Raw genomic sequence first — 13,339 nt, 5'->3', positions numbered from 1 at the left:
TTACAATCTTGGCGTTTTACCCAGGTAAAACCTATTGTCTATTGAGAATAGAGTCATTAATTGCTCAAATTTGGTATCACTGATACCAATGCACAAATTGGACAATATCCTCAAAATCTTAACATTCAACACTTCTGCTATTAATGAAATTAATAAAAGTGATGCAATTAAAAAAGAAGATAGAAAAAATAATATTAAAAGATTGTTTGAGTCCTGGAATGAATCAGATGATCAACAAGAACAACAAGAAAATTTAGAAATTATTGAATCTATGAATAGTATTTCAATTTAAAATAAAATGAGTAAGGTTATTGTTTTAGATTCTGCACCTGTAGGATTAATTACTAATCCTAAAGCGAACCCTCTAGCTGTGCAATGTCAAGAATGGTTTTATAGTCTTTTTGAAAGAGGTTATGAAGTCATTTTACCAGAAATTATAGATTATGAAATTAGACGGGAATTATTAAGAGCAAATAAGTTATCAGGAATTAGAAAACTGAATCAAATAAAAGCAGAAATTATTTATCTTCCTATTACCACAGAAGTGATGTTAAAAGCAGCAGAATTATGTTACTACTTTGGGAATTAAGTATTATTGCTTTGATAGCCCCTAAAAACAACAAAACCGCTACGCGAGCGGTTTATGATGCGGCAGTCATACGACTACCCCCAGGCTATGCCTACCTTTATATTATCTTCTGATTTATTAATTGTCAATATCTGATTGAGGTTTTTATTGTTTTGGTAAAGCGATACCTTCGGTAAGCTTCGCTAACGTTTTCTTAGTCCTTCTCCCATGAGAGATTTTGAAATAGCTTTAGGGCAATATATTTTATATCGTAATTTAATTACTCTCACAGAACCAGACTATACAATTTATTTGGCTATTAAAGAAAGTACATATCAAAACTTTTTTACAAGAGATTCAATTAAAGAGATTGTCCAATTAAATCAAATTTTGATCATTGTCGTGAATGTAGAAAAGGAGGAAATATTACAATGGATAAAGTAGAAAAATATCAAATAGCAATTAAACAAGTTCTCACAGAATATCATAATTGGGTTTCTGGTGCAACAAATTTAACTGATGAAAGTTGTTTGGTTTTTGATGATAATAACTATCACTACATTTGGTGTTTTTTGGGTTGGGATGGTAAGAAAAGAACAAATAATATTCAAGTTAATGTCAGAATTAAAAATGATAAAATTTGGATTGAAGAAGATTGGACTGAGGAAGGAATAGCTAATGAGTTGATGAGGTTAGGTATTTCTAATCTTGATATTGTTTTAGCTTTTCATCCTCCTGATGAAAGGAAATATACTGAATTTGCTATTGCTTAAATATTATAGCGATCGCCTACAATAACCTATGCGATCGCACCCCCTCAACTCCCAAACAGCGATACCTTCGGTAAGCTAACGCTAACGCATCCCTTCAACTTCCAAACAGCGATACCTACGGTAAGCTTCGCTAACGCATCCCTCCAACTTCCCAAACAGCGATACCTTCGGTAAGCTTCGCTAACGCACCCCTCCAACTTCCCAAAATAGCGATACCTTCGGTAAGCTTCGCTAACGCACCTCTTCAACTTCCAAAACATTCTTTTTTTAACGAACCACAGAGACACAGAGAACACACAGAAAGAGCGATCGCACTCCTTCAACTTCCCAACATCTCTTTTGAAACGAACCACAGAGACACAGAGAACACAGAGTAAGAGCGATCCCACCCCTCCAACTTCCCAAATAGCGATCGCACCCCCTCAACTTCCCAAACATTCTTTTTTTAACGAACCACAGAGACACATAGGACACAGAGGATCGCACATTTTCCCCAGCATCCTTTTTTAACGAACCACGAAGACGCAAAGAACACGAAGGAAGAGGAGAAAGATCGCAATTACTCCCCCAAATATTACAATCAAATCCTGAACATCATCGTTTGACTTCACGTACAGGAAGAAGGAAACGCCTACTTAGGTAAATATGGTATTTTTATATTCAGTAGTCTTGATATTTAGCGTAAGACAAGCTAGGATAAAGTGGAACAAGGTAAAACAGACTAAAACAATAATGCGCTTTTTCAGCGTAGGTGTTGCAAATGAGTATCCTAGAGGCTATCAAACCTGATTATTTTGAAGAATTTCGGCTTGAAGAAGCTCAATCATTTTTAGAGCAGTGTTTAGCCTGTGACTCTTCCAATGCTGAATTTTATGAATTTCTTGGAAATATTGCACAACGTCAAGGCATAAACATAGATCAAGTAAAATCTAAGCTCTCTGAGGCTCTCCAAGAATTTATGATTTTGGTCGAGCTTCAAGAACAGCTTTGTATCACAGGTTCACAAATCAAGGAGCTTGCTGAACGTATTCCTGCTGATGATTCTGAAAATAAATCAAAACGTAGTTACGTCCTTGAAAAAAAATTCTTGGACATGGCTTTTCAGAAGTTTATAGAAAGAGTTTCGGAAATTAATTATGTTCAATCTAGAATCGTAGAGAACTACTGGAACTATCTCACTGATAAGCTTCAAGACTTAATTTTGTTTGGTTATATCAAAGAATTATTGTCTCAAAGACGATATTCTTTATCTGAATTTGGTATTTCTCAAGCTATTTGCGAAAAACACGAAGATTCATTTTTGAAATTCAAGAGTTCTCTTTTTCATGTATTAAGTGATTCTGATGTAAATGTACGTTTGCCTCACTTAATAAATAAATATGAGCAAATAGTTTCTAATAACTCTGACAATAATCCTAGTTACCAGGCAAAAGCACCATGTAAGAGGTATAATTTGGAGGAGTTCTTAGCAAAAATGACTCCTAACAATTCTCATGGTGAAAGTGACTGGGGTGAACCAATCGGTAAGGAAGTCTGGTAGTAATGTCTATGTACCAGATCGGGGCGATATTGTATGGCTATATTTCGACCCTCAAGCGGGTCATGAACAAGCTGGTAATCGCCCCGCTTTAATTATTTCTCCTATGATATATAATGATTTCGGTCTTGCTATAGTTTGCCCAATAACTAACAGTACAAAAGGTTATGCTTTTGAAGTTCCTGTACCTAACGGTATAAACACTACAGGTTTTGTTTTAGCAGATCATATTAAAAGTGTTGACTGGAAAGCAAGAAAAGCTAAATTTATTGAAAAAGTTTCAGTTGAATTTGTTACTGAAGTAATTAGTATATTATCGTCAATAATTCCTTATCCTCAAACAGATTAAAATTGTTGTAATGGCTTAGGGTAAAAGCAATTAGTAAAATACTAATAGCCGTTTTAAATTGTGCGTTAGCCAGATAAGCTCATAGTAATTGCCTAGTAAACTTGCCACAGGAATATCAAAACCCAAGGCAAGTTAAATATCTAAAACTATTTTTTACAGTTGCTTCACCTCACTAACCAACTTAGCCACCATATCCTTAGCACTACCAAACAACATAGTCGTCTTATCCTTATAAAACAACTCATTATCCACACCAGCAAAACCCGCACTCATACCACGCTTAATCACAATAGTTTGCTTCGCCCGATCAACTTCTAAAATCGGCATTCCATAAATCGGACTATTCGCATCACTACGCGCCGCAGGATTCACCACATCATTAGCACCAATCACTAACGCTACATCAGCCTGTTCAAACTGGGGATTAATATCCTCCATATCATATAACTGCGTATAAGGTACATTAGCTTCCGCCAATAATACATTCATGTGTCCCGGCATTCTCCCCGCAACCGGATGTATCGCATATTTCACATCCACACCCATGCGTTCTAGTTGATCTGCCAACTCCCGGACGCTATGCTGTGCTTGAGCAACTGCCATCCCATAACCTGGTACAATCACCACAGAACGGGCATAACCTAACATCATCGCCCCTTCTTCAGGATCTATACTGCGAACAGTTTGATTACTTGTACCCGCAACACCTCCACCACTGGCAGTAGTTACAGAACCAAAAGCACTAAATAACACACTGAATAACGACCGGTTCATGGCCTTACACATGATTTCGGTAAGGATGATACCCGAAGCACCCACCAAAGCACCGGCGATGATTAACATATTGTTCATCACCACAAAACCCGCCGCCGCCGCAGCAACCCCTGATAAAGAGTTTAACAGCGAAATTACAACGGGCATATCACCGCCACCAATGGGTAATACAAACATTACCCCCAACACCAAAGAAACCGCCACCACCGCTAAAAACACGGGTAAACTATCCGGTGACATGATTAAATAGGCACTTCCAGCCAAGTATGTACCTAAAAGCAAGAGGTTAACAGGTTGTTGCAAAGGAAAGGTAATAGGAGTACCACTAACCAAACCTTGCAACTTAGCAAAAGCCAGAAAACTACCGGTTAACGTCACACCACCGATCAACACATCCAATAACATAGAGATGTTGACAGCGAGGGTGATAGGTTGAGAAGCATCTAATAACCGCCAAAACTCTGCCACAGCGATAAGTGCGGAAGATGCACCACCCAAACCGTTAAGTAAACCTACCATTTGGGGCATTTCCGTCATTTGCACTTTGTAAGCTGCCACAGCCCCAATAATAGAACCAATGACTAAACCCACTAAGATCATCTCGTAATTTAATACGTGCTGATCTAATAAAGTGGCAACCACAGCTAATAACATTCCCACCGCAGCAATCACATTACCATTACGTGCAGTTGCAGGAGAACCTAGCTTTTTTAACCCAAAGATAAATAAACATGCAGCTACTAAATAAGTTAGCTGAATCCCAGTAGGCATAAAAGTATTCATGCTTTAACATCCTTCTTTTTAAACATTTGCAGCATTCTGTCTGTAACCAAAAAACCACCGACAACGTTAACCATTGCCAATATCACCGCAATTAAACCGAGAATTACTGATAAATTGGTGTTTCTCTCCCCCGCAGCGAGAATTGCACCTATTACCGAAATGCCAGAGATAGCATTAGAACCCGACATCAAAGGAGTGTGAAGAGTCGGGGGAACTTTGTTAATGACTTCAAAGCCGATAAAAGAAGCCAAAACAAGCACAAATAAAGCCGCTAGTAAAGTTTCATTCATGTTATTTAAGATGTTAAATTGTTAGCTCACGCAGAGACGCAGAGAGAATTTAGAGAACAAACGGAAAATCTCTCTCTAACACTCTTTCCTACCCTTCGGGAACACCTTCGGTGAACGTGTACTTTGCGTTCTTTGCGGTTCGTCCCTAAAAAATCCTCAAAACTAAACCACAACAGCTTGCAAAGCATCCTTCACCCGTTGATTTCTAATTTCACCACCATAAGTAACACAAGCAGCATCAACAATATCATCGGCAAAATTCACCTGTAACGTTTTATCTTTAATCAATAACTGCATTAATGCAGTAATATTTTTAGAGTACAATTGACTAGCGTGTACAGGCATGGATGAAGGTAAATTAATTGGTCCAATAATTGTTACACCGTTCCAAACAATATCCTTACCCGGTGCGGTACAAGCACAGTTTCCACCCTGTTCTGCTGCTAAGTCTACTATTACAGAACCGGGTTTCATGGCTTTTACCATCTCTTCTGTAACTAGGATGGGTGCTTTTCTGCCTGGTACTTGGGCGGTGGTAATGACTACATCGGAATTTTTGACGTGTTCAGCAACTAATTCTTGGGTGCGTTTTTTGCTGTCTTCCGATATTTCCTTTGCGTAACCACCTGCTGCAACGGTTTCTTCTTCTAATTTAACTTCCACGAATTTCGCCCCTAAGCTTTGTACTTCTTCTTTGACGGCTGGACGAATATCAAAGGCTTCTACTACTGCTCCTAGTCTCCTTGCAGTGGCGATCGCCTGTAAACCTGCTACACCTGCACCCATAATAAATACTTTAGCAGGGGCAATAGTACCGGCAGCAGTGGTTAACATCGGAAAATATTTTGGTAATGCTGCTGCTGCCAAAAGTACGGTTTTATACCCTGATAGTGATGCTTGGGAAGATAAAGCATCCATGCTTTGCGCTCTGGTAGTACGGGGGATTAATTCCATACTTAAAGCTGTAATTTGCCGTTGTGCTAATTTTTGCGCTATTTGGGGATTTCCTAATGGGTTGAGAAAGCTGATTAAAACAGATCCAGTTTTGAGTAAGTCTATTTCAGAACGTCCATCTTCTCTTTCTTGGGGTGGACTGACTTTTAACATTATGTCTGCTTCACCCCATAATGTAGCAGGATCACTAATTATTTTCGCTCCTGCTGCTTCATAGTCAGCGTCAGTAAAAAATGCTTTTTCTCCCGCACCAGTTTCTACATAAATTTCTAATCCTTGTTTGATTAATTTGGCTACAATGTCAGGAATTAATGATACCCGACGTTCACAAACTTCTATTTCTTTAGCTACTGCTATTTTCATGCAATCTCCTAGAGATAAATACTTAATATTTGTTAGCTATTTTTAGCTATTTATTGATGTACGTCTTTAATAAACTGATACAACTAATGCAACATGAACCATGAACTTTGTCTTGAACCCTTGTGTAAAGCATTTTTGCTATTGGCAAATATGATCTAGATGGTTCTCAACTGTTGTGGTTACTGCACATCTTATGTGCATTTTTTGATGTTATATCTATGTCTTCAGATTATTTTCGGGATTGTGCAATTTAATTTCTACTTTCTGCCATACTTAAATTGGGTAAGTTTGATATTTTCTACTTAACTGCACGATTTTGTCAGGATTCAGAATATACAAAGGTTGAGTCTCAACAATTGATTGATTGTAATTTAAGGAGCGATCGGCAAAAACTTTTTTCAACTTTTATCAAAAAAATGTTATTTTACTCAACATCTCTATACAATCTGCAACACAAACAAAGAAAAACTTTACACCCCACATCCCACACCATAGGGTTAAGCCTTATTTTTGCCTGATTGTCACATCTTCAGAGTAAAAATGTACTTTTGGCACTTTTATTTTCATTTTTCGTCTATGATTAAGTATAAAGTAGTAAAGTTTAGTTAAGAATACTAACAAGACTGTTACTGAAGATTACAGAGAGCTCAGAAATAATATTTATTTAGAGGAAGCCTAACTATGCGACGTTTACTTTCTGCTTTAGCTGTAACTGGTTGTTTATTAACGACTTTTCCGGCTGTCAGTTTGGCACAACAAGGTTTTACACTATTTAGCGGTGTTAAGGGAGAAAATCAACTACCCTTCCTTTTAGATTTTGGTGGACAAACCAACGCCACGGATAGATATATACTCAGACTACCCGCCAAAAAAATGAAATTGGCAGTTGCCCAATTTGCCATTACTTACCCTGATTATTACAAAGGCAGTTTTGATACTAAAAGGGTTGAAGTTAGAGTTAAAGGAAAAAGTGTTCCTTTAAGTGAAGTTAAATGGAATAAAGAAGGACGGATAATAGAGATATTTCCCGAAGAACCAGTACCAGCAGGTAGTAAAGTTGAGTTAGTGCTATCCAACGTGCAAAATCCTGCCTTTGGGGGAATGTTCCATTTTAACTGTCAAGTCCTCTCCCCTGGAGATGTACCAATGTTGCGCTACTTAGGTACTTGGCTCATCAGCATCAATTAACAAGGGAACAGGTAACAGGTAACAGGTAACAGGTAACAGGTAACAGGTAGCAAATTATTTGTATTTTCCCAATCACCAGTCCCCAATCACCAATCACCAATCACTAGAAACTGTATCCAGAAATGTACTCTTATTGCCTGTAAAGTGGTAAGATAGCAGATTGTGACTTTTTATAAAAATCGCCTAAGAGGACAAAGAAATGCAAAGAACATTGGGTGGAACTTGTCGGAAGAGAAAGAGAACCTCTGGTTTTCGTGCTAGAATGCAAAGCCCAACTGGCAGAAGAGTAATTAGAGCCAGAAGAAAAAAAGGTCGTCATCGTTTAAGCGTTTAGGCATCCAGCAAATAGAGTAGCTGTGGCTTTGCCCAAAGCATATAGATTAAAATCCCGCAAGGATTTCCAAGCGGTTTTCCGGGAAGGAATTCGGTGTCATAGCTCTCATTTCACTTTGAGAGCTTTAAAACCGTCACGTCCACAAGAAACTTCTAGTGATAATGACGCTGATACCATAAAATTAACTAAATGTCAAGATTTAGCTAGTACAAAAATTGGCGTTTCCATTAGCACCAAAGTCAGTAAAAGAGCAGTAGTTCGCAATCGGATTAAACGGCAAATTACAGCCGCATTGTCTCAATTATTGCCTAAGTTATCACCTGGATGGCGATTGGTAGTGATTGTCAAGCCAAAGACAGCAGAATCTGAGTGCGTAAGCCAACAATTTCTGCAAGAATTAGAGCAGTTGTTGGTAAAAGCAGAGGTAATAAATGGGTATTCGTGAAGAAGTTTATTATGAAGGTGGTCCCCATATTGGGGATTTGATTCTCAATTTATTGATTGGGCTAACGGTTGTGGGTTTACCATTAACTATTGGAGCGATAGTTAGAGCGTTATGGTTACGTTTTAAAATCACTGATCGGCGAGTTGCTGTGATGGGTGGTTGGATGGGACGCGATCGCACTGACGTAATTTATTCAGAAATAGTCAAAGTGGTAAAAGTTCCCCGTGCCATAGGTTTATGGGGAGATATGGTACTTACCCTGAAAAACGGTAGTCGGTTAGAAATACGGGCTATTCCCAATTTTCGGGAAACTTATGATTATATAAGTGAGAAAGTAGCCGCTAAAAATCCCCAATATACTGCTGCTCAAAAGTAGGCAGGAGGCAGGGAAATTTTAGATTTTAGATTTTAGATTTTAGATTAGAGGATGACAAAAACAATCCAAAATCCAAAATCCAAAATCCAAAATCCAAAATAGAGTCACCAATCACCAATCACCAGTCCCCATTGTGCGGCTATCCGTAGCCAATGATAGTCGCTAATAAATCACGATTTAGATAAATTAGATTCAGTTCAGTTTACAGTACCTTGGGTTGGATTTAGAATAATGGATTTTGGTATCGGGTTTCTCTCGAACAACGTAATGCTGCCAATCATAGACTTTTTCTATGGTTTTTTTCCTAGCTATGGATTGGCGATCGTTGCTTTAACATTAATCATTCGGTTTGCACTCTATCCCCTGAGTGCAGGTTCTATTCGCAGTATGCGCCGAATGCGAATAGTGCAACCTCTCATGCAAAAGCGGATGGCGGAAGTTAAAGAACGCTATAAAGACGATCCGCAAAAGCAGCAAGAGGAAATGGTGAATGTTCAGAAAGAGTTTGGCAACCCCTTAGCTGGATGTTTGCCCCTGCTGTTACAGATGCCAGTTTTACTAGCACTGTTTGCCACTTTGCGGGGTTCACCATTTGCAGGTGTGAACTACTCCGTTAACCTGCAAATCTTTCCATCCGAACAAATAGAACGCATTCAACCCCAAGCCTTTGCAACTCCTCCCCAAAACATCTACATTGCTGATGGGGATCACACAAAAATTACCGCTATTCTTCCCGGTGGTAATAAGTTAGCGGTGGGAGAAAACACAAAGATCCAATATCAAACATTGGAGGGCAAACCCTTTGAGGCTCTGTTAGCAGAACATCCAGAAACTAAATTAACTCCTGAATGGAAAATAACCAAAGGAGAAGATAGAGTTAAAATTGATGCCGAAGGCAACATAGAAGCCTTACAACCTGGAGATGTGACAATACAAGGCACAATTCCCGGACTGGCAGCAGATAAAGGATTTCTGTTTATTGATGCTTTAGGTAGGGTAGGGGCAATAGATCCAGATGGTGTAGTTCACTGGGATATTGTCGGCATGATAGTCTTCTTTGGCATCAGCTTGTATTTTAGCCAAATGCTGTCTGGGCAAAATTCCAGTGGTGGTAATCCACAACAGGATACAGTTAATAAAATTACACCTGTGATCTTTTCGGGAATGTTTTTGTTCTTCCCGCTACCTGCTGGTGTATTAATGTACATGGTAATTGGTAACGTTTTCCAAACCCTGCAAACCTACATTCTTTCCCGCGAACCTCTACCAGAGGAACTGCAAAAAATTGTAGCTATCCAGGAAAAGGAACAACAAGCGGCAACTGTAGAGGTTAAAGCTTTGCCCTTTGAACCAAAAAGTTCTAAGAAAAAGGCTACAGGCTAATTATGAGTGAAATTTCTATGCAGCGTGGTGAACAATGGTTAACACAATTGCTGCAACTTACTGGAATCTCTACTAATGTTAAGGGTAATTTAGGAGCTGCTCCTACTCTGGGGGCAGTTTCTCAAGAACCTGATAGCTATTGGTTGACTATTGATGAATCGAATTTGATGCCAGAACAAATCAAAGTTTTGATTGGTGCTGGTGGTTCAGTGTTAGATGCTATGCAGTATCTAGCTAATTCGGTACTAAATTTGCATCAGCCAGAACATGAGCAGACATCTTATACCATTGAGTTGAATGGCTACCGTGTCAGACGACAAGCGGAAATAACTGCTTTAGCTAGAACTGCGGCTCAAGAAGTGCGTTTTTCTGGACGAGAAGTGGAAATTAGATCCCTCAGTTCAGCGGAAAGGCGACAAGTTCACAGCTTTTTAAAGGAATTTCCTGATTTGGAAACCTTTAGCCGTGGTAAAGAACCCCATCGTAATTTAGTAGTTCGTCCTGCGACTGAACCACCAACAGATCCTGGCTATTAAAGCTAAAATCAAAGATAAGTATTCAGCTATCAGCAGTCAGCAGTCAGCTTTTTAAAGCTTGCGCCTAAACTCCCTATTTTGATAATCTACCAATTTATCAAACATTCTTACTCCTGAACGGCAGTTGCTTTATGCCGGGGAACCCGTCCGCCGCACTGCCTCCTCCTGACCCCTGAATTCTTATATCAGCTATCAGCAATTTTGCTGATCATTAACCATAATTTTTTGTGAGGATATCTCACTCATCATAATGGACGCTATTTTTATTCCGCAGCTAACCAAAGCCCCGGAACGGACAGAGGAAATTCAAGTTAACGAGTCTCTGCCTGGACTGGAAACTTTAACCCCTGTGCGTGGAACTATCCGCGTCCAGCATCAGGGTAATTATTTAGAAGTTTCTGGTCAGGCAGAATCAATTATTACTTGTACCTGTAACCGCTGTTTGCAGCAATATAATCAACGTTTGGCTGTTAATACTAAAGAAATTATTTGGTTAGATGCTAATGCTAATCAAGTTGAAGACTTGCCTTTAGAAAGGGAAGTTGCTATGGAAGATTTAGTAGAAACGCTTTCACCTGATGGTTATTTTTATCCTAGTGAATGGCTGTATGAGCAAATGTGTTTAGCTATTCCTCAACGTCAGTTGTGCGATCGCAATTGTCCGGGTATTTTAGATAATACTGCTGCTGCTGGTGGTGAAAAGCAGGTTGATAGACGTTGGTCTGCTTTAGAAAGTTTGAAAAAACAACTTCCTGAATAATTGTCCATATACTTTTGCCTTGCCTTTTACAGCTATTTTCAGGTAAATAAACCACATTTTGATTTAGGTTTCGCGTCAACAATGTAGGGGCGTTCGCGAAGCGTGCTGGAAGCATCAGCATTCGGACAATTAATTATCGGTTTTTACCTAAGACTATCATCTGAATGCTTCGCCCTTACTGTGGTCTAAAGACATGAAAACTGCTGTAAATTACCAGGCGATCGCCCTATTTCATCCTCATAACTTCTCACATATTTATTTCCCACTTTTAACGCCACTAATTTTTAACACATCCCTCATAGTTGCACAATAATTAGGCAAATCAAAACTCGCGGGATTGATAGCATGAGAATAGGTAAAATGCCGATAATTCATACAAAATCTATCCCAAGCTGCCATTTGAATCCTAAATATTTTAATAATCACATTCGCTAAACTCAAGGATAGGGGAATGCGGAAATAAATCTTTTTATTCAAATATTCACAAACTTCTTCTATTGCTTGATTTACTGTTAACCCAGATTGCCCTAAAACAAATCTTCGTGGATCTCCTGCTTGTGGTGGATAATCAATTAAATATTGTATAACTGTGGCAATATCTTGACCATGAATAAAGTGAAAACTACCATCAGCTTGTAAAAAGCGAATGATATTAATATATTTAGTAACTTCAGGAATACCTGAAGTTAAATGAGAATAGGGTTTTTGATCATCTCCCCCTAAAACCAATGTAGGAAACACGGTAGTAATTTTTGGGAAAATTTCTAAATGTTCAATTTTATGTAAACAATCATATTTAGAACTAATATAATCTGTGCCGATTTCTCCTGCTTCTTTTAAAGGTTGATTTTCATGATTTAAAACACTAGCAGTTGAAAAATAAATTACCTGTTGACATCTTTCTGGGTTTAACAGGTTCATTAATTCTATGGTTTTGTTGACATTAACATCAAAAATGTTATCTCCACCCCAAGAAGTTGCTGTTAAAACTGCGGTATCTATAGTTTTTAGGAGGTTGGAAAAATTACTAATTTCCTGCATATCACCTTGTAAAATGGTGATTCCTGGACGTACTTGAGCGTTAATTTGTAGTTTGTTGGGGTTTCTGACTAATAAATATAATTCGTGTTCTGTGTTTTTTATTAATGTTTCGCTGATATAATGACCGATACAGCCGCTTGCACCTGTGATTAAAATACGTTGTTTAGTCATTGATGTTGGGTTTTTGGGGATTTTTGATAACGGTGTATGATTATAGCATGATTTGAGCAGATAGATCCCCGACTTCTTAAAGAAGTCGGGGATCTGAGGTTTTGAGAGATTTTGCCTAGGTTTTGATTAATTAGGGTAAAATTATAACAGTGTGTTGGTGTTGAGTCTATGCGTCAATGTCTTAATCCTGACTGTCTTTTTTCTAATCCTGATAGTTTTCAATATTGTCAGAAGTGCGGTAATAAGTTACTGCTAAAGGAAAGATATGTACCTTTATCAATTTTAGGTCAAGGTGGTTTTGGGAGAACATTTTTAGCTATTGATGAGGATAAACCATCAAAACCTTATTGTGTAATTAAACAATTTTTACCCCAAGCACAGGGAACGGATAGTATTGAAAAAGCATCTCAGTTATTTGCACAGGAAGCACAACGTTTAGAGGAGTTGGGTAAGCATCCGCAAATACCTGAGTTAATGGCTTATTTTACATCCGATAATCGTCAATACTTAGTACAGGAATTTGTTAAAGGTGCAACTCTACAAACTGAGTTAGATAAAAATGGGGTTTTTTCTGAACAGCAAATTAAAAAGTTATTAATAGAAGTTTTGCAAATATTAGATTTTGTTCATAGTAAACAAGTAATTCATCGAGATATTAAACCAGAAAATATTATTTTGAGTAGTGAAAATAAGTTATTTTTAGTAGATTTTGGG

At 38.2% G+C, this 13,339-nt stretch carries 17 protein-coding genes and 1 pseudogene; 14 read left to right on the top strand and 4 right to left on the bottom strand.

Annotated features, from left to right (window positions below; all coding sequences use genetic code 11):
* The first annotated feature begins 88 nt into the window (after nucleotides 1–88).
* The 6 genes and pseudogenes from PN497_RS02825 to PN497_RS02800 all read left to right on the top strand — a co-directional run bounded on the left by PN497_RS02825 (nucleotide 89) and on the right by PN497_RS02800 (nucleotide 3,227).
* Nucleotides 89–292 carry a hypothetical protein gene (locus PN497_RS02825; protein WP_096569232.1) on the top strand — a complete coding sequence of 68 codons (204 nt, stop codon included), beginning with the start codon at nucleotides 89–91 and terminating at the stop codon, nucleotides 290–292.
* A gap of 6 nt (nucleotides 293–298) precedes the next feature.
* Nucleotides 299–589 carry a hypothetical protein gene (locus PN497_RS02820; protein WP_096569230.1) on the top strand — a complete coding sequence of 97 codons (291 nt, stop codon included), beginning with the start codon at nucleotides 299–301 and terminating at the stop codon, nucleotides 587–589.
* A 201-nt stretch (nucleotides 590–790) separates the two neighbouring features.
* Nucleotides 791–1,012 (top strand): annotated as a pseudogene (locus PN497_RS02815) (element excision factor XisH family protein); the annotation flags it as partial.
* Nucleotides 1,000–1,341: a XisI protein gene (locus PN497_RS02810; protein WP_096569227.1), complete on the top strand. Its 342-nt coding sequence runs from the start codon at nucleotides 1,000–1,002 to the stop codon at nucleotides 1,339–1,341. The pseudogene PN497_RS02815 and the gene PN497_RS02810, both read left to right, overlap by 13 nt.
* Before the next feature lie 760 nt (nucleotides 1,342–2,101).
* On the top strand, nucleotides 2,102–2,881 hold the full coding sequence (locus PN497_RS02805; protein WP_096569224.1) for an AbrB/MazE/SpoVT family DNA-binding domain-containing protein: 780 nt from the start codon (nucleotides 2,102–2,104) through the stop codon (nucleotides 2,879–2,881).
* Nucleotides 2,853–3,227, top strand: a complete 375-nt coding sequence (locus tag PN497_RS02800) for a type II toxin-antitoxin system PemK/MazF family toxin (RefSeq protein ID WP_028089797.1) — start codon at nucleotides 2,853–2,855, stop codon at nucleotides 3,225–3,227. Before PN497_RS02805 ends, PN497_RS02800 begins: the two co-directional genes overlap by 29 nt.
* A 153-nt stretch (nucleotides 3,228–3,380) precedes the next feature.
* Here the strand turns inward: PN497_RS02800 and PN497_RS02795 are convergent, their stop codons facing one another.
* The 3 genes from PN497_RS02795 to PN497_RS02785 form a co-directional block, all read right to left on the bottom strand.
* Nucleotides 3,381–4,784: an NAD(P)(+) transhydrogenase (Re/Si-specific) subunit beta gene (locus PN497_RS02795; RefSeq protein WP_096569221.1), complete on the bottom strand. Its 1,404-nt coding sequence runs from the start codon at nucleotides 4,782–4,784 to the stop codon at nucleotides 3,381–3,383.
* On the bottom strand, nucleotides 4,781–5,074 hold the full coding sequence (locus PN497_RS02790) for an NAD(P) transhydrogenase subunit alpha part 2 (protein ID WP_096569218.1): 294 nt from the start codon (nucleotides 5,072–5,074) through the stop codon (nucleotides 4,781–4,783). The genes PN497_RS02795 and PN497_RS02790 overlap by 4 nt, the downstream gene beginning before the upstream one ends.
* 162 nt (nucleotides 5,075–5,236) lie before the next feature.
* On the bottom strand, nucleotides 5,237–6,391 hold the full coding sequence (locus PN497_RS02785) for a Re/Si-specific NAD(P)(+) transhydrogenase subunit alpha (protein ID WP_096569215.1): 1,155 nt from the start codon (nucleotides 6,389–6,391) through the stop codon (nucleotides 5,237–5,239).
* 681 nt (nucleotides 6,392–7,072) lie between these two features.
* Here PN497_RS02785 and PN497_RS02780 point away from each other — a divergent pair.
* The 7 genes from PN497_RS02780 (at nucleotide 7,073) to PN497_RS02750 (ending at nucleotide 11,413) form a co-directional block, all read left to right on the top strand.
* On the top strand, nucleotides 7,073–7,579 hold the full coding sequence (locus PN497_RS02780; RefSeq protein ID WP_096569212.1) for a DUF2808 domain-containing protein: 507 nt from the start codon (nucleotides 7,073–7,075) through the stop codon (nucleotides 7,577–7,579).
* A gap of 199 nt (nucleotides 7,580–7,778) precedes the next feature.
* On the top strand, nucleotides 7,779–7,913 hold the full coding sequence (rpmH, locus tag PN497_RS02775) for a 50S ribosomal protein L34 (RefSeq protein ID WP_096569209.1): 135 nt from the start codon (nucleotides 7,779–7,781) through the stop codon (nucleotides 7,911–7,913).
* A 22-nt stretch (nucleotides 7,914–7,935) separates the two neighbouring features.
* The gene (gene rnpA, locus PN497_RS02770; protein WP_096569205.1) at nucleotides 7,936–8,358 is read left to right on the top strand and encodes a ribonuclease P protein component; all 423 of its coding nucleotides are present in this window, start codon (nucleotides 7,936–7,938) and stop codon (nucleotides 8,356–8,358) included.
* Nucleotides 8,345–8,734, top strand: a complete 390-nt coding sequence (locus tag PN497_RS02765; RefSeq protein ID WP_096569202.1) for a PH domain-containing protein — start codon at nucleotides 8,345–8,347, stop codon at nucleotides 8,732–8,734. Before rnpA ends, PN497_RS02765 begins: the two co-directional genes overlap by 14 nt.
* Nucleotides 8,735–8,965: 231 nt before the next feature.
* A complete protein-coding gene (gene yidC / locus PN497_RS02760) occupies nucleotides 8,966–10,117 on the top strand; it encodes a membrane protein insertase YidC (protein ID WP_096569200.1) in 1,152 nt (383 codons plus the stop codon).
* Between the two features lie 2 nt (nucleotides 10,118–10,119).
* Nucleotides 10,120–10,653, top strand: coding sequence for a Jag family protein (locus tag PN497_RS02755; protein WP_190348358.1), 534 nt, complete (start codon nucleotides 10,120–10,122; stop codon nucleotides 10,651–10,653).
* A 250-nt stretch (nucleotides 10,654–10,903) separates the two neighbouring features.
* A complete protein-coding gene (locus PN497_RS02750) occupies nucleotides 10,904–11,413 on the top strand; it encodes a YceD family protein (RefSeq protein WP_096569195.1) in 510 nt (169 codons plus the stop codon).
* Nucleotides 11,414–11,668: 255 nt separating this feature from the next.
* Here the strand turns inward: PN497_RS02750 and PN497_RS02745 are convergent, their stop codons facing one another.
* The gene (locus tag PN497_RS02745) at nucleotides 11,669–12,625 is read right to left on the bottom strand and encodes an NAD-dependent epimerase/dehydratase family protein (RefSeq protein WP_096569192.1); all 957 of its coding nucleotides are present in this window, start codon (nucleotides 12,623–12,625) and stop codon (nucleotides 11,669–11,671) included.
* A gap of 168 nt (nucleotides 12,626–12,793) precedes the next feature.
* Between PN497_RS02745 and PN497_RS02740 the strand changes: the two genes are divergently transcribed.
* Nucleotides 12,794–13,339 (top strand): serine/threonine-protein kinase (locus PN497_RS02740; protein WP_272109542.1); only part of this gene is annotated, 546 nt, incomplete at its 3' end.

This window comes from Sphaerospermopsis kisseleviana CS-549 (assembly GCF_028329225.1).
Taxonomy (GTDB): Bacteria; Cyanobacteriota; Cyanobacteriia; order Cyanobacteriales; family Nostocaceae; genus Sphaerospermopsis; species Sphaerospermopsis kisseleviana.
This window is presented reverse-complemented; position numbering and strand designations above follow the sequence as displayed.

Bases quoted from the DNA above. Each gene is read 5' to 3' on its own strand.
- PN497_RS02825 (WP_096569232.1), top strand. From the start codon at position 89: ATGCACAAATTGGACAATATCCTCAAAATCTTAACATTCAACACTTCT.
- PN497_RS02820 (WP_096569230.1), top strand. From the start codon at position 299: ATGAGTAAGGTTATTGTTTTAGATTCTGCACCTGTAGGATTAATTACT.
- PN497_RS02810 (WP_096569227.1), top strand. From the start codon at position 1,000: ATGGATAAAGTAGAAAAATATCAAATAGCAATTAAACAAGTTCTCACA.
- PN497_RS02805 (WP_096569224.1), top strand. From the start codon at position 2,102: ATGAGTATCCTAGAGGCTATCAAACCTGATTATTTTGAAGAATTTCGG.
- PN497_RS02795 (WP_096569221.1), bottom strand. From the start codon at position 4,784: ATGAATACTTTTATGCCTACTGGGATTCAGCTAACTTATTTAGTAGCT.
- PN497_RS02790 (WP_096569218.1), bottom strand. From the start codon at position 5,074: ATGAATGAAACTTTACTAGCGGCTTTATTTGTGCTTGTTTTGGCTTCT.
- PN497_RS02785 (WP_096569215.1), bottom strand. From the start codon at position 6,391: ATGAAAATAGCAGTAGCTAAAGAAATAGAAGTTTGTGAACGTCGGGTA.
- PN497_RS02780 (WP_096569212.1), top strand. From the start codon at position 7,073: ATGCGACGTTTACTTTCTGCTTTAGCTGTAACTGGTTGTTTATTAACG.
- rpmH (WP_096569209.1), top strand. From the start codon at position 7,779: ATGCAAAGAACATTGGGTGGAACTTGTCGGAAGAGAAAGAGAACCTCT.
- PN497_RS02765 (WP_096569202.1), top strand. From the start codon at position 8,345: ATGGGTATTCGTGAAGAAGTTTATTATGAAGGTGGTCCCCATATTGGG.
- yidC (WP_096569200.1), top strand. From the start codon at position 8,966: ATGGATTTTGGTATCGGGTTTCTCTCGAACAACGTAATGCTGCCAATC.
- PN497_RS02755 (WP_190348358.1), top strand. From the start codon at position 10,120: ATGAGTGAAATTTCTATGCAGCGTGGTGAACAATGGTTAACACAATTG.
- PN497_RS02750 (WP_096569195.1), top strand. From the start codon at position 10,904: ATGGACGCTATTTTTATTCCGCAGCTAACCAAAGCCCCGGAACGGACA.
- PN497_RS02745 (WP_096569192.1), bottom strand. From the start codon at position 12,625: ATGACTAAACAACGTATTTTAATCACAGGTGCAAGCGGCTGTATCGGT.